Raw genomic sequence first — 21859 nt, 5'->3', positions numbered from 1 at the left:
TGAGCACGGCAGGCGTGGCCCGGCGCGCATCGAGTTGCATCACGTTGTTGGCGATGAAGAGGCTGTAGTAGCGGTAGGCGACCAGGTAGATGGCCACGGCCGCGACGACGATCCAGAGGGCGTTGATCGCCTCGCCTCGGCGCAAGGCCACTACGCCCAGGGCGCACGCGCCTACGACGGCCAGCAGTAGCCAGGGCAGATGGCGTAGCAGGCTATTATTGTTTTTCATTTTTTTATTCCAGCCAGGGGTGGACAAGAAAGACAGCAACCAAAGTTTAGCTCTAACGACAGCAAAGGCCATACCCGACATTCGTCTGTCACCGGTCGAACGGTGACGACGACGCCTCAGCTGGGTCTATAGTCAGTGAATCTTCAGAGGGATTGGGCAATGAGCGAACGCCGCCGCTTCGTACGAATCGAGTTTCATGCCAGGACCGAACTGAGCCAGGGCCAATACATCTGGCCAGTAAAACTGCTGGACCTGTCCCTGAAAGGCTTGCTGATCGAAAAGCCCGAGCCGTGGCTCGGCAACCCCGAGGAGCCCTTCAAAGCCGATATCCATCTGGGCAAGGACGTCGAGGTGAAAATGGAGGTTCGGCTCGCCCACGACGACAACGGCCATCTGGGGTTTGTCTGCGAACATATCGACCTGGACTCCATCGCGCATCTGCGTCGGCTGGTGGAGTTGAACCTGGCCGATCCCGATGAGCTGGAGCGGGAGTTGGCGGCGTTGATCCAGATCTGACAGGTTCGCAGCCAACCGGTTACTCGAACAACGCATCCAGCGCCTGTTCCAAACGCGTCACGGCAATGATCCGCAAACCTGCCGGTGCTTCCTTCGGCGCGTTGCCCTTGGGCACGATGGCGCGTTTGAAACCATGTTTGGCCGCCTCCTTGAGTCGTTCCTGCCCGCTGGGCACCGGTCGGACTTCGCCCGACAGGCCGACTTCACCGAACACCAGCAGATCATGGGGCAACGGTCGATTGCGCAGGCTGGACATGACCGCCGCCATCAACGCCAGGTCGGAGGCGGTTTCCAACACCTTCACCCCGCCCACCACGTTGAGGAAAACGTCCTGGTCGTGGGTAGGAATCCCCCCGTGTCGATGCAGCACGGCCAGCAACATGGCGAGCCGGTTCTGATCCAGCCCCAGGGTGACGCGACGCGGATTCGCCAGGTGGCTGTCATCCACCAGAGCCTGCACCTCCACCAACATCGGTCGAGTGCCTTCCCAGGTTGCCATGACCACGCTGCCCGGTACTTCTTCCTGGGCACGCGTCAGAAAGATCGCAGAAGGATTGGAGACTTCTTTCAGGCCCCTGTCGGTCATGCCGAACACACCCAGCTCGTTCACGGCGCCGAAGCGGTTCTTCACCGCCCGCAACAAACGCAGGCGACCATCGGACTCGCCCTCGAAATACAGCACGGTATCGACCATGTGCTCCAGCACTCGCGGCCCCGCCAGCGCGCCTTCCTTGGTGACGTGGCCTACCAGGAAGATCGCCGTGCCGCTCTGCTTGGCGTAACGCACCAGCAGCGCCGCGCTTTCGCGGACCTGGGACACACCACCCGGCGCCGATTGCAACTGCTCGGTGAAAATCGTCTGGATCGAGTCGATCACCATCACCTTGGGCTTTTCCAGGCGCGCCGTGGCGATGATGGTTTCGATACAGGTCTCGGTCATGACCCGCAACTGATCCTGGGGCAGCCCCAGGCGGCGGGCGCGCATGGCGACTTGTTGCTGGGACTCTTCGCCAGTGACATACAGCGCCGGCATGCGTGTGGCGATGTTGCACAAGGTTTGCAGCAGGATGGTGGACTTGCCGATCCCTGGGTCACCGCCGATCAGGACCACCGAGCCGTCCACCAGACCGCCCCCCAACACGCGGTCCAGTTCACCGGACGCGGTGGAAAATCGTGGGATTTCCTCGACGCTGACTTCCGCCAGGGTCTTGATCTGCGCCTGCTGGCCGGCCCACCCGGTGCGTCCGGTGGGCGCCGCGGCACCGCCACTCTCCACCATGGTTTCGGTCAAGGTGTTCCAGGCGCCGCACTCACCGCACTGGCCGGCCCATTTGGGAAAGGTCGAGCCGCACTCGGTGCAGCCGTACATGCGCTTTGCCTTGGCCATCTGAACTCCGGAAGAAAAACCGCGATGATAGCCCAGGCGAGGGTCAGCGCGGGGCCGGCATTCTGATTTCACCGCTGGCCAGATTCGCCGCCGTATTGCCCAACGGGTCCGCAGCGTCCATGTCGGCCCCCTTGGCCTTCAAGGCATCGAGCAGTTCGACACGTTTGAACAGGCCGGCGTACATCGCGGCGGTCTGCCCGGCGCCATTACGCTGGTCAGGGCTGCAATCGGTGGACAGCAAACGTCGGGCAATCTGCACCTCGCCCTTGAAAATGGCGCCCATCAGCGCCGTGTTGCCGCGCTTGTCCTGGACACAAGCATCGGCCCCCGCGGCCAACAGCCGCTCCACCGCAGGGCCGTGGCCGTGATAAGCCGCCAGGATCAGGGCGGTGTAGCCCTTCTCGTCCTGGGTATCGAGCGAATAATGAGCGTCGATAAAGGCATCGAGCATAGCCACATCACCCCGACGGGCGGCGTCGAAATAATAACTTTGCAACTCTTCTTGTACAGCTGCCGGGTCGGTCGGCAGGGACTGATCGGCCAACGCGGCCAATGACCAGGTGGCGAGCAGCGAACACAGGAAATAACGCATCACGGTGCCTCCTTTTGACACAAGACTGTGGGAGCAAACCTTGCCCCCACAGGGCATGTACCTGACCTATAGATCAGTCGGTCAGTTTTTCCGCCAGGGCCTTGACGCGGGCCAGGTCACCCTTGGCGACACGGGCCACGCCGGTGCCGTATTCCGGGTCGGCCTTGTAGAGGAACGACAGAATGATGTGCTTGCTCTCGTCATCGGTGGTCGCCAGCGACCCACCGAAGCTTTCGATCAGGTCATTGCGTTCCTTCTGGTTGAACGAGCGGTACAGGTCGCCGGCCTGCTTGAAGTTCTGCTCACGCTGGATCTTCGCCTGCTGGGTGTTGCCGCTCAGCGCGGTCTGGCTGTAGCGCGCCGACTGCAGCTCCTCGCGGGGCATCAGGCGGCTCGGCTGGTAGTTCACCCCGGTGCTGGTGCTCCCCGGATTCATCGCGCCATCCTGGTTACCGGTGTTCACCGCTACCTTGGGGGCGTTGATCGGCAGTTGCAGGGCATTGGCGCCTATCCGGTACATTTGCGTATCGGCGTAGGAGAACACCCGGCCTTGCAACAGACGATCCTCCGAAGGTTCGATGCCCGGGACCAGATTGGCCGGTGCCATCGCGACCTGTTCGGTTTCCTGGAAGACATTGGCCGGATTGCGGTTCAAGACCATTTGCCCGACTTTACGCTCAGGCACGCCCGGCCAGATCTTGGTTGCATCCAGCGGGTCGAAATCGAACTTGGACAAGTCCTGCGGATTCAGGACCTGGACATACAAATCCCACTTCGGAAAGTCGCCCTTATTGATATGACTGACCAAGTCGTTGGTCATATGGCTGTAATCCTGCCCTTGAACCTTCACAACTTCTTTCGGATCGAGATTCTTCAGGCCCTGCAGACTTTTCCAATGGAACTTGACGTAATGGACTTCGCCCTTGGCATTCACCAACTTGTAGGCATGCACGCCATTACCGTCCATTTCACGGTAACTGGCCGGAGTACCGGAGTTGGAATACAGCTCGGTCAGAGTTCGCGTTGCCTCGGGTACATGGGAGAAGAAGTCGAAACGACGTGAATCGTCGTCCAGGTTGGTCCGTGGATCGGGTTTGAACGCATGGACCATGTCCGGAAACTTGATGGCATCGCGAATGAAAAAGGTCGGGAAGTTGTTCCCCACCAGGTCCCAGTTGCCATCGGCCGTATAGAACTTGGTGGCAAAGCCACGGGGGTCACGCAGGGTTTCCGGCGAATGATTGCCATGCACCACGGCAGAAAAACGCACGAACACAGGAGTGGCCTGCCCTGCTGCAAAGACTTTTGCCTTGGTCAAGTCACTGAGGTCATTGGACACCGTGAACGTGCCATGAGCGCCAGTGCCACGGGCATGCACCACACGCTCGGGGATACGCTCACGGTCGAAACGCTGGAGTTTCTGGATCAGTTGCACGTCCTGCAACAAGGTCGGCCCGTTGGGACCTGCCGTCTGCGAGTTCTGGTTGTCGCCAACGGCCGCTCCGTTGTCGCGGGTCAGGGTGGCCGCATTGACGGAAAAGGACAGCAGGCCAGCGGTCAGCATAAAAAGGGCGCGACGTTGGGGAAAAGTCCCGCCGCCAAGGGAAGTGTTCATAGAATTTCCTCTGATGTTATAGAGCGCATCCATGTGCGCTTGTCAGAGGCTAGTGCTCGAAAAAGCAAAACCTAAATAGAAATGCCATACCGCGTTGATAGAAAAAACGTTGTAGGGAGTCCGCTTGAAACCGCGTATCACGCGCGATTGATGGCACTTTGTAAACTTTTAGAGGAACGTCAGGTCGATCGTTGGGAGCTTTGTAAGTAGACGTGTCGAGCGGAACGCATCTGGCTGAATTACACTGCCATTCAAACTCATCTGTCACAAGGAACAACTCATGGGCGTGCTAAGCGAGTTCAAGGCCTTCGCGGTCAAAGGCAATGTCGTCGACATGGCCGTCGGGATCATCATTGGGGCCGCTTTCGGCAAAATCGTTTCGTCGTTTGTTGGCGACGTGGTCATGCCTCCGATCGGCCTGCTGATTGGCGGGGTAGACTTCAGTGACCTGGCCATCACCCTCAAGGCTGCCCAAGGTGACGCACCGGCGGTGGTACTGGCCTACGGCAAATTCATCCAGAGCACCATCGATTTCATCATCGTCGCGTTCGCCATCTTCATGGGCGTCAAGGCGATCAACCGTCTCAAGCGTGAAGAGGCCGTAGCCCCGAGTGCGCCACCGGTTCCGAGCAAGGAAGAATTGCTGCTGAGCGAGATTCGCGATCTGCTCAAGGCCCAGAACGAAAGGTCCTGAGCGGTCTTTGCTGGAGTGGTTCGCCGCTGAACGCTGTGCATCGAGCAGCCCTGATTTGGGGCTGCTGCGCAGCCCAGCGGGAGCAAGCTCCCTCGCCACAGGATGGGTGCCTGGCTCGGCGCCATGAGGCCTACCAATAGTTTTCCACCGCCACCTGGCCCGGCCGCCGGGAAAGGCTCAGTTGCAGGCCCCTGGCCTTGAGCAGCTTGCGCGTGTCGTCGATCATCTGCGGATTGCCGCACAACATGACCCGGGAATGCTCCGGTGTCAGAGCGACTCCGGCCGCTCGCTCCAGCTCGCCACTTTCAAGCAACGTCGTGATGCGTCCGTTCAGTGCCCCGGGATGCTGTTCTCGGGTCACGGTCGGGATGAACCGGAACTTATGGGCATGCTCGACCAGGTAATCGCGCCGGCCCAGCCCGTCGATCAGCTCCTGATACGCCAGCTCCTTGGCCTCGCGGACGCTGTACACGAGGATGATCCGCTCGAATCTTTCCCACACCTCGAAATCCTGGAGGATCGAAAGAAACGGCGCCACCCCCGTGCCGGTGGACAGCAGCCATAAATCCCGTCCGTCAACGAAGCGGTCCAGCGTCAGGTAACCAAATGCCTGGCGATCCACCAACAGGCTGTCGTCCGGTTTCAAGCGGCTGAGTTCACTGGTGAACTCGCCATCCGGAACGACGATGGAAAAAAATTCGAGAAACTCGTCGAACGGCGAGGACACCATGGAATAGGCCCGCCAAACGGTGTCACCGTCCGCCTTGACCACCCCCAACCGGGCGAACTGGCCCGCCCGGAAACGAAAGCCACGGTCCCGGGAGACACGCAAGGTAAACAGATGGGAGGTCAATGGCTGCACGTCCAGCAGGGTTTGACGGGTGAAATTCTCTGCGCTGTCGGTCATGAGCCACTCCAATGGAACGAGGCTCACAGTCTCCCGCAAAGTGAGCGTCTTAACCACCGACAATGAGTAATGGCATTTTAATTACAACTGCACCACCACCTCTTTGGAACATCTACCAAAGTTATACAAATATAAAAACCTTGTAACAGAATAAACGCCTAAGTGTATTTTCTTAAATACCACCTGAACTCAGTGAAATTAAAAATTCTAACTATCGCGTAGGAAAAGTCCTACACTGTGTTTTCGCACCAGATTGGATCCACGTAGTTGAACGTCAATCCAGGAGAAGACGATGGACAAGTGGAAGGACTTACAGTTAAGGAAGTTATCCTGCGAAAAAGACCTGCAGACAGCCTATCGTCTGGTCCTGAATTTCTTTAATAATCAAGGATTTGAATTTTGCGCATTTGCATCTTATCTCGGCAACCCGGATAAACATGCCAGCAAGGTGAACCTGAATAACTACCCCTATGGGTGGGACAGGCTATATGAACAGAATGGTTACGCCTCCTGCGATCCAGTAGTAGCACACTGCAATCAATCTCCTCTTCCCATCCTTTGGGATGAGAGCCTTTTCGCCCAGGCACCCAAGTTATGGCTTGAGCTGAATCGACAAGGTCTCAGATATGGTTGGACACAAGCCGTTCATGATGAGCACGGGGGCTATTGCAGTCTGTTCAGCCTCGCTCGGACTCACTGCCCTATCGATATCGAGGAGCATTATGGAAACCTCGGCTATGCCATTTTCGCCAGTCAAAGATTGCATGCACTGGCGAGCAAGAAAATGGCAGACACCACGGCACCCACGCAAAAGTGCCACTTGTCGCCGAGGGAAATCGAAGTACTGAGATGGTCAGCCGAAGGGAAGACCGCATCGGAGGTCGGCAGGATCTTGTGTCTTTCCGAACGTACGGTGAACTTCCATGTCTGCAGTTGCATGCGAAAGCTGAACGTCAGCAATAAGATTTCAGCCGTGGCCAAGGCGGCTCACATCCATGTGATCTGATACGGCCAGCCCTCCTCGACGTTGAAAACCCTCGGGTAATGCGCAGCAAAAAAAAGTACCATCACGGCCCCACTTGAATGATGTCGCCCTCAGTACCCGACGCAGTTCATTCAGGCGGCCCCGCTGAAACACCTGCCTCAGGGCAGCGGGACATTCGTCGATTGCCAGAGTCCCAACCATGCCTTTGCTTGCCAGTCCCTTCGCTCAACTCGATCTGATCCGCCAACCCGAACAGCCGAACGAACCGCTGCAAGCCTTCGATGCAGCCGATGAGTACCTGCTCGCCCATCTGGCCGAGCAACAACCGACTGCAAGCACCCGGGTCCTGGTGCTCAATGACGGTTTCGGCGCCCTCGCCGCCAGCCTGGCCGGTCAGGTTGAGGTGATCAGCAGCAGCGACTCGTTCCTGGCCCTGCAAGCGTTGCAGAAGAACCTGGTCCGCAACGGACGTCCCTTCGATGCGGTGCCGACGTTGCCGGCCAGCGAACCGTTGACCGGGCCCTTCGACCACGTCCTGATCAAAGTGCCGAAGACCCTGGCCCTGCTGGAAGAACAATTGATTCGCCTGCAAGGCCAACTGGCCCCCGGCGCCCAAGTGGTTGCGGGCGCGATGATCAAGCACCTGCCCCGGGCTGCCGGCGACCTGTTGGAGCGTTACGTCGGCCCGGTGCAGGCCTCACTGGCGGTGAAAAAGGCGCGCCTGTTGATCGCCACGTCGCAAACCGTCTCGTCAGCCCCCCAGGTATCGCCCTACCCCACCCGCTACTCGCTGGATGAGCCGAAGATCGAATTGCTCAACCACGCCAATGTGTTCTGCCGTGAAGGACTGGACATCGGCACCCGAGCGTTCCTGCCGCATCTGCCAGCCAACCTGGGGACAGCTCAGGTCGCGGACCTGGGCTGCGGCAACGGCGTGCTGGCCATTGCCAGCGCCCTGCGCAACCCCGAAGCCCGCTATACATTGGTGGACGAATCCTTCATGGCTGTGCAATCGGCCACCGAGAACTGGCGAGCCGCCTTGGGCGAGCGCGAGGTCACCGTACGGGCCGCCGACGGTCTGGCCGGACAGCAAGCGCAATCGCTGGACGTGGTGCTGTGCAACCCTCCGTTCCATCAACAGCAGGTGGTGGGCGATTTCCTCGCCTGGCGGATGTTCCAGCAAGCCCGTGAAGCACTGGTGGTCGGCGGCGCGCTGTACATCGTCGGCAACCGGCACCTGGGCTATCACAGCAAACTGGCGCGGCTGTTCCGCAGTGTCGAGCAAGTGGCTGCCACCCCGAAATTCGTGATTCTCAAGGCTCGGAAATAACTGGCGCGGTGGGGGCAGAGTTGCCCCTGCGGCCTATCAATGAGTGGTCAGGCCTGCGGCATTCATGAACATCCGCATCAGGCTGGCGACAATGAACAGTGCCAGCACACTGCCCACCCAGATTCCCGCCAGCCAACCGAGACGCTGCCAGAGCGGCTTGCGTTCGGCGGCTTCGATATCTTTCAAGTCCGGCTTGGCCATCTCAACACCCCCCGCAGCTGGATCAATGGTAACCGTCGTCATGGGTCACCTTGCCCCGGAACACGTAGTAGCTCCAGAAGGTGTACACCAGGATCAATGGGATGATGAACAGCGTGCCCACCAGCATGAACCCCTGGCTCTGGGGCGGTGAGGCGGCGTCCCAGATCGAGATGGACGGCGGCACGATGTTCGGCCACAGGCTGATACCCAAGCCGCTGTAGCCGAGGAATATCAGCACCAGCGTCAGGATGAACGGCGTGTAGTGCGCATTGCGGGCGACCGCGCGGAATAATCCGTACATGGTCACCAGTACCAGGATCGGCACCGGCAGGAACCAGAACAGATTCGGCAGGGTGAACCAGCGCGCGGCGATATCGGCGTGGGCCAGCGGTGTCCAGAGGCTGACGATGCCGATCACCGCGAGCACCACGAACGCCAGCGGGCGGGCGAGGTCATGCATCTGCTGCTGCAATTTGCCCTCGGTCTTCATGATCAGCCAGGTACACCCGAGCAAGGCGTAGGCTGCGATCAAGGCCAGGCCACAGAACATCGTGAACGGCGTGAACCAGTCCAGGGAACCGCCGGCGAACTGGCGATTGACCACCTGGAACCCGTCGATGAACGCGCCCAGCGCCACGCCCTGGAAGAACGTGGCCGTCAGCGATCCACCAATGAATGCCTTGTCCCACAGATGCCGCTTCTCGGCCTTGGCCTTGAAGCGGAACTCGAAGGCGACACCGCGAAAAATCAGGCCGATGAGCATCAGGATCAACGGCAGGTACAGCGCCGACAGCACCACCGAGTACGCCAGCGGAAACGCCCCGAACAGACCGGCACCGCCCAGCACCAGCCAGGTTTCATTACCGTCCCAGACCGGCGCCACGGTATTCATCATCACGTCACGGTCGCGCTCGCCCTTGATGAAGGGGAAGAGAATGCCGATCCCCAGGTCGAAACCGTCCATGATCACGTACATCATGATGCCGAAGATGATGACCACGGCCCAGATCAGCGGAAGATCAATACCCATGACTCAATTCCCCTTGTTCGAGCGGTCGTTGTGGTCCATCTCTTCGTCGCCCTCGTTGGCGGCCGACAATGGTCGCGCCGGGGTACGTTTCTGGCCCGGGCCGCCATCGGTCGGCTCGGCCTCGTGGGCCACCGGCCCCTTGCGCACCAGGCGCATCATGTAACTCAGGCCGGCACCGAACAGCGCGAAATAGACCACGACGAACAACACCAGGGTGATGCTCATCTGCGCGAAGCTGTGCCCGGACGACGCATCGGCCGTGCGCATCAGGCCGTAGACCACCCACGGCTGGCGACCGATCTCGGTGGTGAACCAGCCGGCCAGGATCGCGACCAGGCCGGACGGGCCCATCCACAGCACCAGGTGGAGGAACGGCCGCGATTGATAGAGTCGGTCGTTGCGGCGCAGCCAGAGGCTGCACAAGCCGGTGAAAATCATCAGCAGCCCCAGGCCCACCATGACCCGGAACGACCAGAACACGATGGTCGAATTCGGTCGGTCCTCCGGCGGGAACTCCTTGAGGGCCGGTACCTGCTTGTCCAGGCTGTGGGTCAGGATCAGGCTGCCCAGGTAGGGAATTTCCACGGCAAAGCGGGTCTTCTCCGCCTTCATGTCCGGCAGGCCGAACAGGATCAGCGGCGTGGGCTCGTTGCCGACGTTTTCCCAGTGGCCTTCAATGGCCGCGATCTTCGCCGGCTGATGCTTGAGGGTGTTGAGGCCGTGGAAGTCGCCGATGACCGCCTGTATCGGCGCCACCACCAAGGCCATCCACATCGCCATCGACAGCATGCGGCGGATGGCCGGGTTGTCGCGTCCACGCAGCAAATGCCAGGCCGCCGATGAGCCGACAAAGAACGCCGTGGCGACAAACGCCGCGGTGGACATGTGCAGCAAGCGATAGGGGAACGAAGGGTTGAAGACCACCGCCAGCCAATCCACCGGGATGACCCGGCCATCGACGATTTCATAGCCCTGGGGCGTCTGCATCCAGCTGTTGGACGACAGGATCCAGAACGTCGAAATCAGCGTGCCGATCGCCACCATGACCGTGGAAAAGAAGTGCAGGCCTCGGCCGACACGACTCCAGCCGAATAACATCACGCCGAGGAAGCCCGCTTCGAGGAAGAACGCCGTAAGCACCTCGTAGGTCAGGAGCGGCCCGGTGACAGCGCCGGCGAAGTCCGAGAAGCGGCTCCAGTTGGTGCCGAACTGATAGGCCATCACCAACCCGGACACCACCCCCATGCCGAAGTTGACGGCAAATATCTTCGACCAGAAGTGGTACAGATCGCGGTACGTATCGTCGCGGGTCTTGAGCCACAAGCCTTCGAGCACCGCCAGGTAACTCGCCAGGCCGATGGTGATAGCCGGGAACAGGATGTGGAACGAGATCGTGAATGCGAACTGGATCCGGGCGAGATCGAGCGCCTCCAAACCGAACATAAGTCTTCCTCTGTCAGGTAAAACCGGCTGCGGGTGGGGCCTGCATCACGCCCCCTCGGATATGGAGTGCGATGCCTTTCAAATCGTTCTTTTTAAAACCGTCACAACGCAGGTATCTGGCCAAGTGGCCGCCAGGCCAATACCACGGACGGGTGTTGATCTGGATCAAGCAATGCTCAAAGAGTAGTCGCATTTCTGCCGATGAACGGCGTGGTCTTTTGTCGCGTGACAGGTTGACTCAGTGGCTGGCAACGCTGTTGCAGCTTGGCTGTGCTCAAAAATCTGTGGGAGCAAGGCTTGCCCGCGATGCAGGCACCTCGGTCTCGGGGGATACTTCGAACAGCATCGCGATCAAGCTTTGCCCCCACAAGAACTTCGCTGCTCCACCCATAGATCGATGTCTGGCTAACAATTTTTTCGCTGGTCGCAACTTCCAGTTACAGCTCGGTGATAATCTCGATGCCTTCATCACTGGACCCGCCATCGATGCCCAACCAAGCGCCAACGCTGCTCCGCCACCACCGCCCCTTCATCGCCTTCTGGCTGGCCCGGGTATTCACCGCCAGCGGTTTCCAGATGCTCACCGTCGCCATCGGCTGGAACCTCTATCAACTGACCGGTAACGTCCTGGACCTGGGGCTTGTCGGGCTGGTGGAGTTCGCCCCGCGGGTGCTGTTCATGTTGCACACCGGGCATGTGGCGGACCGTTATGACCGGCGCAAGGTCGCGGCAATCTGCCAGTCGTTGCAGGCGATGATCGCCCTGGCGCTGGTGATCGGCAGCGCCACCGACAACGTCACGCGAGAGATGATCTTTATCCTCGCCTTCCTGCTGGGCGCTGCCCGCTCCTTTGAAATGCCCACCACCCAGGCGCTGCTGCCGAGCATCGTGCCGGCCACACTGTTTCCCCGCGCCGTGGCCGCCGCCCAATCGGCCCAGCAATCGGCGACCATCGTCGCCCCGGCCCTCGGCGGCCTGCTGTATGCCTTCGGCAGTGTCTGGGTCTACGGACCGACCGTGGTGCTCTACCTCATTGCCTGCTGCCTGATGCTCAACCTGCCCGCTCGCCAGACGCCGCTGAACAAAGGCAAGGCGACCCTGGATTCGTTGCTGGCCGGGATCCGCTTCATCCGCAGTCGCCCGGACATTCTCGGCGCCATTTCCCTGGATCTGTTTGCGGTCCTGCTGGGCGGCGCGACGGCGCTGTTGCCGGTGTTCGCCAAGGACATTCTTCTCACCGGCCCCTGGGGCCTGGGCCTGTTGCGCTCGGCCCCGGCGGTGGGTGCGCTGCTGATGTCACTGTGGCTGGCGCGGTTCGCCGTGGAGCGCAAGGTGGGCCGGGTGATGTTCACCGCCGTGGGCGTGTTCGGCGTCGCCACCATCGCGTTCGGCCTCTCCACATCGTTCTGGTTTTCCCTGGCGGTGCTGGTGGTGCTGGGCGCGGCAGACATGATCAGCATGGTGATCCGTGCGTCCTTCGTGCAGTTGGAAACACCGGATGAGATGCGCGGCCGGGTCAGCGCGGTGAACGGGCTGTTCATCGGCGCATCGAACCAGCTGGGCGAATTCGAATCCGGCCTGACCGCCCACTGGTTCGGTACGGTGCCGGCGGTGGTCATGGGCGGTGTCGGTACGCTGTTGGTAACCGGGGTCTGGATCAAACTGTTCCCGACCCTGGCCAACCGCGACCGGATGCATGAACCGGTGGACGAGGCTAAAGCAACTTATCCAGGGTGATGGGGAAATCCCGGACCCGCTTGCCGGTGGCGTGATAAATCGCATTGGCCACGGCCGCCGCCACGCCGACGATACCGATTTCACCGACGCCCTTGGAGCCCAGTGCATTCACGATGTCGTCCTGTTCCTCGACGAAAACCACATCGATGTCACCGATGTCGGCGTTCACGGGTACATGGTACTCGGCCAGGTTGTGGTTCATGTGGCGCCCCAGGGCATGATCGGTCAGGGTCTCTTCGTGCAAGGCCATGCCGACGCCCCAGACCACGCCACCGAGGATTTGGCTGCGGGCCGTTTTCGGGTTGATCACCCGTCCTGCCGCAATGGCACTGACCACCCGATTGACCTTCACCGTCCCCAAGTCCTCGTCCACCCAGACTTCGACGAACACGGCCGAATGCGTGGCGGTGGCATAGGCCTGGCGCTTCTTGTCCGGCTCGGCGGTCACCTGGACCTGTAACGGCGTTTCACCACTGTTTTGCGCCAGCTCCGCCAACGACACGCAGGCATCGCCCAGGCGCAACTGACCATCGGCAAATATCACCTGCTCAAGGGTCGCGCCGCTGAAGGCCGGACAGGTCTGCCGGGCCACGGCCAGCAGTTTTTCCTTCAGGGCTTCACACGCCTGTTGCACCGCCGTGCCCACCGACGAGACAGTGAATGAGCCGCCTTGCAATGGCGCAGTAGGCAGGGACGAATCGCCCAGAATGAAACTGACATTTTCCAGGGAAACCCCTGACGCCTCGGCGGCGATCTGAGTCATGACCGTGTAGGTGCCAGTGCCGATATCCGTGGTGGCGCTGCTGACGGTCAGCTTGCCATCAGCCCCCAGCGAAGCCTGGGCGCTGGCCTTCTGCTGCATGGCTTCCCAGACGCCGCCCGCCATGCCCCAGCCCACCAGTTGTCGGCCTGTGCGCATGCTGCGCGGTTCCGGATTGCGCTTGTCCCAGCCAAAACGCCGGGCGCCCTCGGCGTAGCACTCGCGCAGCGCCTTGCTGGAGTAGGGCTTGCCTTCGTTTTCGTTACGCTCGGCATAGTTGATCAACCGCAACTGGAGCGGATCGATCGCCAGGGCACAGGCCAGCTCGTCCATGGCGCACTCCAGGCCGATCAGCCCGAGGGCCGCGCCGGGCGCCCGCATGTCCAGCGGCGTGTAGACATCCAACGGCACCAGTTTGTAGGTCAACGCCACGTTGTCGCAGTGATAGAGCATGCCGCTCCACTCCACCACATGCTCGGTGAAGTCTTCGAAGCGCGAGGTCTGGCCGATGGCGGTATGCGCCACGGCCAGCAACCGTCCATTGGCCGCGGCGCCCAATTGCAGGCGCTGGAAGGTCCGCGGCCGATAACCGAAGGTGAACATTTGCTGGCGCGTCAGGCTGACCCGTATCGAGCGCTTGAGGGACAGCGCGGCCATCACCGCCAGAGGCAGTTGATATTGCGGCCTCAGCCCGGAGCCGAAGGCACCACCGACAAACGCGGCGAATACGCGCACCTGCTCTTTCTCGAGCCCGAACACTTTTTGCACGTAGGCCTGGCAGTTTTGCGTGCCCTGGGTCTTGTCATGGATGTGCAGGCTGCCGTCAGGTTGGTACAACACGGTGCTGGCGTGGGGCTCCATCGGGTTGTGATGCTCCACCGGCGTGCTATAGGACACATCCACGTTGATCGCGGAGCTGGCGTACTCACCCTGAAAATTCCCACGGGGCTTAGGCAGTTCGGCCGGTGCCGGATGGGCTTCGTTTTGCAGGAGGGTCAGATCGGTCTGATGGTCTTGGGCTTCATATTCGATTTCAATGAGTGAACCGGCGTAACGGGCCAGTTCGAGATTTTCCGCAACCACCAGGGCCAGCGGCTGGCCACTGTAGAGCACCTGGTCGTTGTACAACGGCCGGAACGGCGAACCGTCCGCTGCGTCGGCATCCTGATAGGGCTCATCATAGCTGGCGATTTTGGGCCGGTTGGTATGGTCGATCACCGCGACCACGCCGGGCAACGCCAGGGCTCGGGAGGCATCGATGCGTACCACACGGCCACGGGCGACGGTGCCGGACACGACACTGCCGTGCAGCAAGCCATCTTCGGGGTATTCACCCGCATAACGGGCCTGGCCTGTCACCTTGAGCAGACCGTCGACCCGGTCCAGTGGCTGCCCAATGGGCTTGTTCGGAGCATTCATCTGGCTTGTCCTCCCAGTGCGGCATCGCTCAAGGCGCGAATGATCGCCCGGCGCGCCAGCCTGACCTTGAAGCCGTTGTGTGCCAACGGCTCGGCGTGCTGCAACAGTGCATCGGCGGCGGCCGTGAAGGTTTCGCGGCTGACGGTCTGGCCAGCCAGCCCACTCTCCACCGCCCGGTCGCGCCAGGGTTTGTGGGCCACGCCGCCCAGGGCCAGGCGCGCCTGACGGATGACCGGCCCATCCAGCTCCAACGCCGCCGCAACGGAAACCAGCGCAAACGCGTAGGAGGCCCTGTCGCGAATCTTCAGGTAATGGCTGTGTTCGGCAAAACCGGCGGCAGGCAACTCGATGGCGGTGATCAACTCATCATCGGCCAATTGATTGTCCCGCTCCGGTGCATCGCCAGGCAGGCGGTGGAAGTCGGCGAACTCGATGGTTCGCGCGCCGCCTCGACCGAGGACATGGACCACCGCCTCGAGAGCGGCCAGCGCGACACACATGTCGGAAGGATGGGTCGCAACGCAGTGATCGCTGGCGCCGAAAATCGCGTGGATCCGGTTCAAGCCGTCCCGCGCAGGACAACCACTGCCGGGCCGGCGCTTGTTGCATGGCACATTGGCGTCATAGAAGTAATAACAGCGGGTGCGCTGCAACAGGTTGCCGCCGGTGCTGGCCATGTTGCGCAACTGCGGCGAGGCGCCCGCCAGGATCGCCTGGGACAACAGCGGATAACGCCGTTCGATCCACGGATGCCAGGCCAGGTCGGCATTGCTCACCAGGGCGCCGATCATCACACCGCCGGAAGGGGTTTCACTGAGGTCCGCCAGGGGCAAACCGGTAATGTCGATCAGATGCGCGGGGCGGGTGAGGTTTTCTTTCATCAGGTCCAGCAGGTTGGTGCCGCCGGCAATGAAGTGTGATGTGGGGCTCGACAAGTCGATGGCCGCCTGCACGGTGTCGGGTTTGCTGTAGTGGAAGGGGTTCATTGGTCATCCCCCTGCTGCGGCTGGCACTGCGGCAGCGCCTCTTCGATGGCGTCACGGATATTGTTGTAGGCACCGCATCGACAAAGATTGCCACTCATCAGCTCGCTGATCTGGCCGCTCGTCTGCGCCCTCCCCTCGTTGACCAGCCCCACCGCCGAACAGATCTGCCCGGGCGTGCAATAGCCGCATTGGAAGGCGTCGTGCCTGATAAACGCCTGCTGCATGGGATGGAGTCGGTCACCGTCGGCCAAGCCTTCAATGGTGGTCAGTTCGACGCCATCGCACATCACCGCCAGGGTCAGGCACGCGTTGATGCGCTTGCCATCGCGCAGCACGGTACAAGCACCGCATTGGCCGTGGTCACAGCCTTTCTTGCTGCCTACCAGATCCAACTGCTCGCGCAACAGGTCCAGCAGCGTGGTCCAGGGCAACACCTGCAATTCACGCACTTGCCCATTGAGTGTCAGACGGATCGGATGGCGGACGAAGGACGCCTGCGTCGCTTCGGACAGGGTCGCGCTCATGGAACACCTCACGGTTGGTCGTACACGCGGCGTTTTGGAAAACCGCCGTCATAAGGGGTACGACTTCGGGGTGAGGTGAGTGTTCAAGGTAATTGCGCGGGCCTGAAAGACATTGCCCCGATGGCGGTCAACACCCGCCCTTGCCACAAAAACTTGTCAGGCCAACAACTCCGCCGCCACCACAGCCCGCACGCCTTTGCCACTGAGCTGTTCCACCAGCGTCAAGGCAAACGCCAGGGCGGCCGCCGAGCCCTGGGCGGTGATGCAGTTGCCATCCACCACCACGGGTTGATCGACAAAGCTGCAACCGGACAGTTGCTGGCTGACCGTGGGCAGGCAGGTCATGCGCCGCTGGCGCAGGACGCCGAACGCCTGTAGCGCCAGTGCCGGCGCTTCGGCAATGGCGGCGAAGAAACGTCCGGCGGCGGCCTGATCCTTGACCAACTGTTGCAGAGGCTGATGGGCCGCCAGATGCTGGGCACCGATGATGCCGCCGGGCAGGACGATCAGGTCAAAGTCCTGCACGAGCATATCCACCAACATGCCATCGGCCGTCAGGCGCGTGCCCCGGGCACAGGTCAACATCCGCCGCCCTTCGATACTCGCCACGACGACTTCGACCTGGGCCCGGCGCAGCACATCGATCAGGGTGACGGCCTGCAAGTCGTCGACACCTTCGGCGACGGCAATCAGGGCCCTGGGGATCTTGGTTCCAGGAATCATGGCGACTCTCCGCTGGGTGGATTACTGAAAGCCTAGTCAGGTTTGCCGGATTGCGTGCTGTCTATCGCGCGGGCTATTTGATGTACAACTGGGTCGACATGCGATTGCCCGGCGCGTTGATCGACGTATTGCTGAAACTGAAGGTGCCTTCCTGCTTGCCCTTCAGATCGAAGATATACAGATAGCCGACCACCTTGGTCCGGTTGGAACAATCATTGAGATTGCCATTGCTGAACGCGCACACCGGCGAACGGGTGCCGTCGACTTCGAAACCGTCGAGCGTGACCTGGGGCTGGTGGCCATAACCCACCTCCAGCACGTAGACCTTGATATTCGGACCGCTGTGATCACATCGGGTCTGGGCCTGCCCTTCGGTGATGTCTTCAAAGCCGCAGGCCGGCGACTCGACCTTGAGTACCTTGACCTGACTCAAGGGTGGGGCCGATGCGGCGTTGACGACCTGACCGGGCAGCCACAGGCTCACTGCGCATGCCACTGCCAGCAGATTTCTTTTCATTCGACACCTATCGACCTCCGGGAACCGCGCGCAGTATGGCCCTCTTTTTGCTTCGGTAAAACATCGACGACGATCGCAGTCACATCGCCGCGCTGCTGGTATCATGCGCGGCTTTTTCCGACCCGCAGAAAACTCCCGGACGCCAATGGCCGTCTGTGCTTTGCTGTTGAGGTCGATACATTCACGGCGCCCGGCGCGCCACGGGGAGCAGACATGCTGGAAAGGCTGTTTCAACTCAAGGCACACAACACCAACGTGCGGACCGAGATCCTGGCGGGCGTCACGACATTCCTGGCCATGGCCTACATTCTGTTCGTCAACCCGAGCATCCTCGGCGAAACCGGCATGGACAAGGGCGCGGTGTTCGTCGCCACCTGCCTGGCCGCGGCCATCGGCTCCACGGTCATGGGCCTGATCGCCAACTACCCGATCGCCCTCGCACCGGGCATGGGCCTGAACGCCTTCTTCACCTACACCGTGGTCCTGCACATGGGCCATACCTGGCAAGTGGCGCTCGGTGCGGTGTTCGTCTCCGCTGTGCTGTTCTTCCTGCTGTCGATCTTTCGCATCCGCGAATGGATCATCAACAGCATCCCCTTGCCCCTGCGCTCGGCCATTGCCGCCGGCATCGGCCTGTTCCTGGCGCTGATCGCCCTGGGCAACGCCGGCATCGTGGTGAAGAACCCGGCCACCATGGTCGGCCTTGGCGACTTGAAGCAACCGGCGCCGATTCTCGCCACGCTCGGCTTCGTGCTGATCGTCGCCCTCGAAGCACTGAAAGTGCGCGGGGCCGTGCTGATCGGCATCCTCGCGGTCACCCTCGTCTCGATCCTGATGGGCTTCACCCCGTTCGGCGGCGTGATGTCGATGCCGCCATCCCTGGCCCCGACCTTCCTGCAACTGGACATCAAGGGCGCCCTGGACATTGGTCTGGTCAGCGTGATCTTCGCCTTCCTTTTCGTCGACCTGTTCGACAACTCCGGCACCCTGATCGGCGTCGCCAAGCGTGCCGGGCTGATGGGCAAGGACGGCCACATGCCGAAGATGGGTCGTGCGCTGATCGCCGACAGCACCGCCGCCATGGCCGGTTCGCTGCTGGGCACCTCCACCACCACCAGCTACATCGAATCGGCGGCGGGCGTCAGCGCCGGTGGCCGCACCGGGTTGACCGCCATCGTCGTGGCGATTCTGTTCCTGCTGGCACTGTTCTTCTCTCCATTGGCCGCCAGCGTGCCAGCGTTTGCTACTGCCCCGGCCTTGCTGTTCGTGGCCGTGCTGATGACGTCGGGCCTGGCGGAAATCGACTGGGACGACATCACCGTCGCCGCCCCGGTCGTGATTACCGCTCTGGCGATGCCGTTTACCTACTCCATCGCCAACGGCATTGCTTTCGGTTTCATCGCCTGGACCGCCATCAAGCTGGTGTCCGGTCGCGGCCGTGAGCTGAACCCGGCGCTGGTCATCCTGTCGATTCTGTTCGTGATCAAGTTGGGTTGGTTCAACGCATGACTTTTGATACCCAGGCCTACACCGCCCAGCTCCAGGACAAGGTCGCCCGCCTGCGCGACCTGCTGGCCCCGTTCGATGCACCGGAGCCGGCGGTGTTCGACTCGCCGCTGCAGAACTTCCGTTTGCGCGCAGAATTCCGTCTCTGGCGCGAGGCCGGCGAACGGCATTACGCAATGTTCTCCCAGGACGACAAGCGCACGCCGATCCTCATCGAAGCGTTTCCCATCGCCAGCCTGCGCATCAACCAGTTGATGCCGCAGCTCAAGGCAGCCTGGCAGGCCAGCGCGCCCCTGAGCCAAAAGCTGTTCCAGGTGGAGTTCCTGACCACCCTGGCGGGCGATGCGATGATCACCCTGTGTTATCACCGCCCCCTGGATGAGCACTGGCACGCCGCGGCCTCGAAGCTGGCGAGCGACCTGGGCGTCAGCATCATTGGTCGCTCCAAGGGCAAGCGGGAAGTGATCGGCCATGACTATGTGGTAGAAAAACTGGACGTGGGCGGTCGCACCTTCAGCTATCGCCAGCCGGAAGGCGCCTTCACCCAGCCCAACGGCACCGTGAACCAGAAGATGCTCAACTGGGCTTATGAAGCCTTGGGCGATCGCAGCGACGACCTGCTGGAGTTGTACTGCGGCAACGGCAACTTCACCCTGCCCCTGGCGACCCGTGTGCGCAAGGTGCTGGCCACCGAAATCAGCAAGACTTCGGTGAATGCGGCGCTGAGCAACCTCAGTGAAAACGCGGTGGATAACGTGACGCTGGTGCGCCTGTCGGCCGAAGAGTTGACCGAAGCCTTGAACGAAGTCCGGCCGTTCCGTCGCCTGCACGGCATCGACCTGAAAAGCTACGCATTCGGCAGCGTCTTCGTCGACCCGCCCCGCGCTGGCATGGACCCGGACACGTGCGAGCTGACCCGGCGTTTCGACAACATCCTGTACATTTCCTGCAACCCGGAAACCCTCGCCGCGAACATCGCCCAATTGCACGACACCCATCGCATCACGCGCTGCGCGTTATTCGACCAGTTTCCATGGACCCATCACATGGAATCGGGAGTGTTGCTGACCCGGCGTTGAGCCAGATCCTGTGACAAGGGATTTATCTGTGGCGAGGGGATTTAGCGAAACGTCGCACCGCCCCGCGGGGCTGCGAAGCAGCCTCCTAAACCATGCACCGGGGTGTAACAGGCAAACCGTGTTGGCTGGTTTGCGACTGCTGCGCAGTCGAGCGGGGATAAATCCCCTCGCCACATTCATCAATCGCCACAAATCTCCCCCGCCTCTTGAGAGCTGGTGTTCGATCATCGAACACTTATTACTCCACAACAGCGGCTTCGTTTGACCAAATTAACCATCTAGTACAATTTATCTCCACCGGTTGAAACCGACCGAAGCCAACAATAACAACGTGGAGAAATTGCGATGCCTCCGATCGTTCTGGTGCTGAACGGCCCGAACCTGAACCTGCTCGGCACCCGCGAGCCTGCGACCTACGGCCATGAAACCCTGGCGGATATCTCGGCGCTGTGCGGCCGTGCCGCTGAAGAATTCGGCCTGGCGGTGGAGTTTCGCCAGACCAACCAGGAAAGCGAGCTGCTGGACTGGGTTCACGGCGCCCGTGGTCGGTGCGCCGGTATCGTGATCAACCCGGCGGCCTGGACCCACACGTCGGTGGCGATCCGCGATGCGCTGGTCGCCAGTGAAGTACCGGTGATCGAAGTCCACCTGTCCAACGTCCACGCCCGGGAAACGTTCCGTCACCACTCCTTCGTTTCATCCGTCGCCATCGGTGTGATGTGCGGCTTTGGCAGCCATGGCTATCGCCTGGCCCTGGAACATTTCAGTCAGCGGTTGAAAGGTTGAAGCGCATGTCGAATACCACCGTACTGGCCGGCCTGATCGGCGCAGGCATTCAGGCGTCTCGCACGCCCGCGCTCCACGAGCAGGAAGGCGATGCCCAAGGCATGCGCTATCTCTATCGACTGATCGACCTCGACGCGTTGAAACTCGACAGCAGCGCCCTGCCCGATCTGCTGACGGCTGCCGAGCGCATGAACTTCACCGGCCTGAACATCACCTTCCCTTGCAAACAGGCGATCATCCCGCTGCTCGATGAGCTCTCGGCCGAGGCCCGCGGCATTGGCGCGGTGAACACCGTTGTGTTCAAGGACGGCAAGCGCATCGGCCACAACACCGACTGCCTCGGGTTTGCCGAGGGTTTTCGCCGCGGCCTTGGCGATGTCTTGCGTCGATACGTGGTGCAGATGGGCGCCGGAGGCGCCGGCGCGGCCGTTGCCCATGCGCTGCTGGCGGAAGGTGTCCAGACGCTGAGTATCTTTGACGTCGAATTCAACCGTGCCGAAGCCTTGGCAAACAACCTGAACCAGCATTTCGGCGCTGGCCGCGCCCGTGCCGGGCACGATTTGCCCATGGCCATGGCCGAGGCGGACGGTCTGGTCAACACCACCCCGATGGGCATGGCGAAACTACCTGGCATGCCGGTGCCGGTCGAGTTGTTGCGGGGCGAATTGTGGGTCGCCGAGATCGTCTATTTCCCGTTGGAAACCGAACTGCTGCGTCACGCCCGGGCCCTGGGTTGCCGCACGCTGGATGGGGGCAACATGGCGGTGTTCCAGGCCGTGAAGGCGTTCGAACTGTTCAGCGGCATCGCGCCGGATGCGCAGCGGATGCTGGAGCATTTCCAAAGCATGAATCACTAAAGACCCTGTGGGAGCGAGCCTGCTCGCTCCCACAAT

General features: G+C 61.2%; 22 protein-coding genes. 9 read left to right on the top strand and 13 right to left on the bottom strand.

Going from position 1 to position 21859, the window contains the following annotated elements:
* Positions 1–229 (bottom strand): carbon starvation CstA family protein (locus CGA22_RS24295; RefSeq protein WP_290369182.1); only part of this gene is annotated, 229 nt, incomplete at its 3' end.
* A gap of 159 nt (positions 230–388) precedes the next feature.
* Between CGA22_RS24295 and CGA22_RS24290 the strand changes: the two genes are divergently transcribed.
* The gene (locus tag CGA22_RS24290) at positions 389–745 is read left to right on the top strand and encodes a PilZ domain-containing protein (RefSeq protein ID WP_041023272.1); all 357 of its coding nucleotides are present in this window, start codon (positions 389–391) and stop codon (positions 743–745) included.
* A gap of 19 nt (positions 746–764) precedes the next feature.
* On the opposite strand, the gene radA is transcribed toward CGA22_RS24290, so the two are convergent.
* From radA to katB, 3 genes are all read right to left on the bottom strand, one after another.
* Positions 765–2132: a DNA repair protein RadA gene (radA, locus tag CGA22_RS24285; RefSeq protein ID WP_041023273.1), complete on the bottom strand. Its 1368-nt coding sequence runs from the start codon at positions 2130–2132 to the stop codon at positions 765–767.
* Positions 2133–2175: 43 nt separating this feature from the next.
* Positions 2176–2724 carry an ankyrin repeat domain-containing protein gene (locus CGA22_RS24280; RefSeq protein WP_041023274.1) on the bottom strand — a complete coding sequence of 183 codons (549 nt, stop codon included), beginning with the start codon at positions 2722–2724 and terminating at the stop codon, positions 2176–2178.
* Between the two features lie 73 nt (positions 2725–2797).
* Positions 2798–4339, bottom strand: a complete 1542-nt coding sequence (gene katB, locus CGA22_RS24275) for a catalase KatB (RefSeq protein ID WP_041023275.1) — start codon at positions 4337–4339, stop codon at positions 2798–2800.
* Between the two features lie 280 nt (positions 4340–4619).
* Between katB and mscL the strand changes: the two genes are divergently transcribed.
* Entirely contained in the window at positions 4620–5033 is a 414-nt protein-coding gene (mscL, locus tag CGA22_RS24270; protein ID WP_041023276.1) for a large-conductance mechanosensitive channel protein MscL, read from the top strand.
* Positions 5034–5163: 130 nt separating this feature from the next.
* Here mscL and CGA22_RS24265 read toward each other — a convergent pair whose 3' ends face one another.
* Positions 5164–5940 (bottom strand): ferredoxin--NADP reductase, encoded by a 777-nt coding sequence (locus tag CGA22_RS24265; RefSeq protein WP_041023277.1) that lies wholly within the window; start codon positions 5938–5940, stop codon positions 5164–5166.
* 292 nt (positions 5941–6232) lie between these two features.
* Here CGA22_RS24265 and CGA22_RS24260 point away from each other — a divergent pair, with 292 nt between their 5' ends.
* A complete protein-coding gene (locus CGA22_RS24260) occupies positions 6233–6946 on the top strand; it encodes an autoinducer binding domain-containing protein (RefSeq protein ID WP_041023278.1) in 714 nt (237 codons plus the stop codon).
* A 178-nt stretch (positions 6947–7124) separates the two neighbouring features.
* A complete protein-coding gene (locus CGA22_RS24255; protein WP_041023279.1) occupies positions 7125–8255 on the top strand; it encodes a methyltransferase in 1131 nt (376 codons plus the stop codon).
* Positions 8256–8291: 36 nt separating this feature from the next.
* Here the strand turns inward: CGA22_RS24255 and CGA22_RS24250 are convergent, their stop codons facing one another.
* The 3 genes from CGA22_RS24250 to CGA22_RS24240 are packed head-to-tail and all read right to left on the bottom strand — an operon-like array spanning position 8292 to position 10929.
* Positions 8292–8456, bottom strand: coding sequence for a DUF2474 domain-containing protein (locus CGA22_RS24250; protein WP_069018334.1), 165 nt, complete (start codon positions 8454–8456; stop codon positions 8292–8294).
* Between the two features lie 22 nt (positions 8457–8478).
* On the bottom strand, positions 8479–9486 hold the full coding sequence (cydB, locus tag CGA22_RS24245) for a cytochrome d ubiquinol oxidase subunit II (RefSeq protein WP_041023280.1): 1008 nt from the start codon (positions 9484–9486) through the stop codon (positions 8479–8481).
* Positions 9487–9489: 3 nt separating this feature from the next.
* Positions 9490–10929: a cytochrome ubiquinol oxidase subunit I gene (locus CGA22_RS24240; protein WP_139649307.1), complete on the bottom strand. Its 1440-nt coding sequence runs from the start codon at positions 10927–10929 to the stop codon at positions 9490–9492.
* 486 nt (positions 10930–11415) lie between these two features.
* Here CGA22_RS24240 and CGA22_RS24235 point away from each other — a divergent pair, with 486 nt between their 5' ends.
* Positions 11416–12666, top strand: coding sequence for an MFS transporter (locus tag CGA22_RS24235; protein ID WP_041020205.1), 1251 nt, complete (start codon positions 11416–11418; stop codon positions 12664–12666).
* Here the strand turns inward: CGA22_RS24235 and CGA22_RS24230 are convergent.
* From CGA22_RS24230 to CGA22_RS24210, 5 genes are all read right to left on the bottom strand, one after another.
* On the bottom strand, positions 12644–14845 hold the full coding sequence (locus tag CGA22_RS24230; protein WP_041020206.1) for a xanthine dehydrogenase family protein molybdopterin-binding subunit: 2202 nt from the start codon (positions 14843–14845) through the stop codon (positions 12644–12646). The genes CGA22_RS24235 and CGA22_RS24230 overlap by 23 nt on opposite strands.
* Positions 14842–15831, bottom strand: coding sequence for an FAD binding domain-containing protein (locus tag CGA22_RS24225; protein ID WP_041020207.1), 990 nt, complete (start codon positions 15829–15831; stop codon positions 14842–14844). The genes CGA22_RS24230 and CGA22_RS24225 overlap by 4 nt, the downstream gene beginning before the upstream one ends.
* Entirely contained in the window at positions 15828–16355 is a 528-nt protein-coding gene (locus tag CGA22_RS24220; RefSeq protein ID WP_041020208.1) for a (2Fe-2S)-binding protein, read from the bottom strand. Before CGA22_RS24220 ends, CGA22_RS24225 begins: the two co-directional genes overlap by 4 nt.
* A gap of 156 nt (positions 16356–16511) precedes the next feature.
* Complete coding sequence (locus CGA22_RS24215) at positions 16512–17078, bottom strand: DJ-1 family glyoxalase III (protein ID WP_041020209.1); 567 nt, start codon at positions 17076–17078, stop codon at positions 16512–16514.
* Between the two features lie 73 nt (positions 17079–17151).
* Entirely contained in the window at positions 17152–17595 is a 444-nt protein-coding gene (locus tag CGA22_RS24210) for a DUF4879 domain-containing protein (RefSeq protein WP_041020210.1), read from the bottom strand.
* Between the two features lie 213 nt (positions 17596–17808).
* Here CGA22_RS24210 and CGA22_RS24205 point away from each other — a divergent pair, with 213 nt between their 5' ends.
* The 4 genes from CGA22_RS24205 (at position 17809) to CGA22_RS24190 (ending at position 21823) form a co-directional block, all read left to right on the top strand.
* Positions 17809–19104 carry an NCS2 family permease gene (locus CGA22_RS24205; RefSeq protein WP_188258731.1) on the top strand — a complete coding sequence of 432 codons (1296 nt, stop codon included), beginning with the start codon at positions 17809–17811 and terminating at the stop codon, positions 19102–19104.
* Positions 19101–20180: a tRNA (uridine(54)-C5)-methyltransferase TrmA gene (gene trmA, locus CGA22_RS24200; RefSeq protein ID WP_041023043.1), complete on the top strand. Its 1080-nt coding sequence runs from the start codon at positions 19101–19103 to the stop codon at positions 20178–20180. The genes CGA22_RS24205 and trmA overlap by 4 nt, the downstream gene beginning before the upstream one ends.
* Before the next feature lie 345 nt (positions 20181–20525).
* The gene (gene aroQ / locus CGA22_RS24195) at positions 20526–20966 is read left to right on the top strand and encodes a type II 3-dehydroquinate dehydratase (RefSeq protein WP_041023044.1); all 441 of its coding nucleotides are present in this window, start codon (positions 20526–20528) and stop codon (positions 20964–20966) included.
* A gap of 5 nt (positions 20967–20971) precedes the next feature.
* Entirely contained in the window at positions 20972–21823 is an 852-nt protein-coding gene (locus CGA22_RS24190) for a shikimate dehydrogenase (RefSeq protein ID WP_041023045.1), read from the top strand.
* The last annotated feature ends 36 nt before the right edge of the window (positions 21824–21859 follow it).

The sequence above is a fragment of the Pseudomonas sp. PSB18 genome, from assembly GCF_014596565.1.
Taxonomy (GTDB): Bacteria; Pseudomonadota; Gammaproteobacteria; order Pseudomonadales; family Pseudomonadaceae; genus Aquipseudomonas.
The sequence above is the reverse complement of the archived record's forward strand: the minus strand, read 5'-3'. Positions and strand labels throughout refer to the sequence as shown.

What these genes read in the sequence shown, in the direction of transcription:
- CGA22_RS24260 (WP_041023278.1), top strand. Translation starts at nt 6,233, where the DNA reads ATGGACAAGTGGAAGGACTTACAGTTAAGGAAGTTATCCTGCGAAAAA.
- cydB (WP_041023280.1), bottom strand. Translation starts at nt 9,486, where the DNA reads ATGGGTATTGATCTTCCGCTGATCTGGGCCGTGGTCATCATCTTCGGC.
- CGA22_RS24210 (WP_041020210.1), bottom strand. Translation starts at nt 17,595, where the DNA reads ATGAAAAGAAATCTGCTGGCAGTGGCATGCGCAGTGAGCCTGTGGCTG.
- katB (WP_041023275.1), bottom strand. Translation starts at nt 4,339, where the DNA reads ATGAACACTTCCCTTGGCGGCGGGACTTTTCCCCAACGTCGCGCCCTT.
- CGA22_RS24205 (WP_188258731.1), top strand. Translation starts at nt 17,809, where the DNA reads ATGCTGGAAAGGCTGTTTCAACTCAAGGCACACAACACCAACGTGCGG.
- CGA22_RS24280 (WP_041023274.1), bottom strand. Translation starts at nt 2,724, where the DNA reads ATGCGTTATTTCCTGTGTTCGCTGCTCGCCACCTGGTCATTGGCCGCG.
- CGA22_RS24230 (WP_041020206.1), bottom strand. Translation starts at nt 14,845, where the DNA reads ATGAATGCTCCGAACAAGCCCATTGGGCAGCCACTGGACCGGGTCGAC.
- CGA22_RS24235 (WP_041020205.1), top strand. Translation starts at nt 11,416, where the DNA reads ATGCCCAACCAAGCGCCAACGCTGCTCCGCCACCACCGCCCCTTCATC.
- CGA22_RS24190 (WP_041023045.1), top strand. Translation starts at nt 20,972, where the DNA reads ATGTCGAATACCACCGTACTGGCCGGCCTGATCGGCGCAGGCATTCAG.
- CGA22_RS24225 (WP_041020207.1), bottom strand. Translation starts at nt 15,831, where the DNA reads ATGAACCCCTTCCACTACAGCAAACCCGACACCGTGCAGGCGGCCATC.
- mscL (WP_041023276.1), top strand. Translation starts at nt 4,620, where the DNA reads ATGGGCGTGCTAAGCGAGTTCAAGGCCTTCGCGGTCAAAGGCAATGTC.
- aroQ (WP_041023044.1), top strand. Translation starts at nt 20,526, where the DNA reads ATGCCTCCGATCGTTCTGGTGCTGAACGGCCCGAACCTGAACCTGCTC.
- CGA22_RS24290 (WP_041023272.1), top strand. Translation starts at nt 389, where the DNA reads ATGAGCGAACGCCGCCGCTTCGTACGAATCGAGTTTCATGCCAGGACC.
- CGA22_RS24265 (WP_041023277.1), bottom strand. Translation starts at nt 5,940, where the DNA reads ATGACCGACAGCGCAGAGAATTTCACCCGTCAAACCCTGCTGGACGTG.
- CGA22_RS24255 (WP_041023279.1), top strand. Translation starts at nt 7,125, where the DNA reads ATGCCTTTGCTTGCCAGTCCCTTCGCTCAACTCGATCTGATCCGCCAA.
- CGA22_RS24215 (WP_041020209.1), bottom strand. Translation starts at nt 17,078, where the DNA reads ATGATTCCTGGAACCAAGATCCCCAGGGCCCTGATTGCCGTCGCCGAA.
- radA (WP_041023273.1), bottom strand. Translation starts at nt 2,132, where the DNA reads ATGGCCAAGGCAAAGCGCATGTACGGCTGCACCGAGTGCGGCTCGACC.
- CGA22_RS24220 (WP_041020208.1), bottom strand. Translation starts at nt 16,355, where the DNA reads ATGAGCGCGACCCTGTCCGAAGCGACGCAGGCGTCCTTCGTCCGCCAT.
- trmA (WP_041023043.1), top strand. Translation starts at nt 19,101, where the DNA reads ATGACTTTTGATACCCAGGCCTACACCGCCCAGCTCCAGGACAAGGTC.
- CGA22_RS24240 (WP_139649307.1), bottom strand. Translation starts at nt 10,929, where the DNA reads ATGTTCGGTTTGGAGGCGCTCGATCTCGCCCGGATCCAGTTCGCATTC.
- CGA22_RS24250 (WP_069018334.1), bottom strand. Translation starts at nt 8,456, where the DNA reads ATGGCCAAGCCGGACTTGAAAGATATCGAAGCCGCCGAACGCAAGCCG.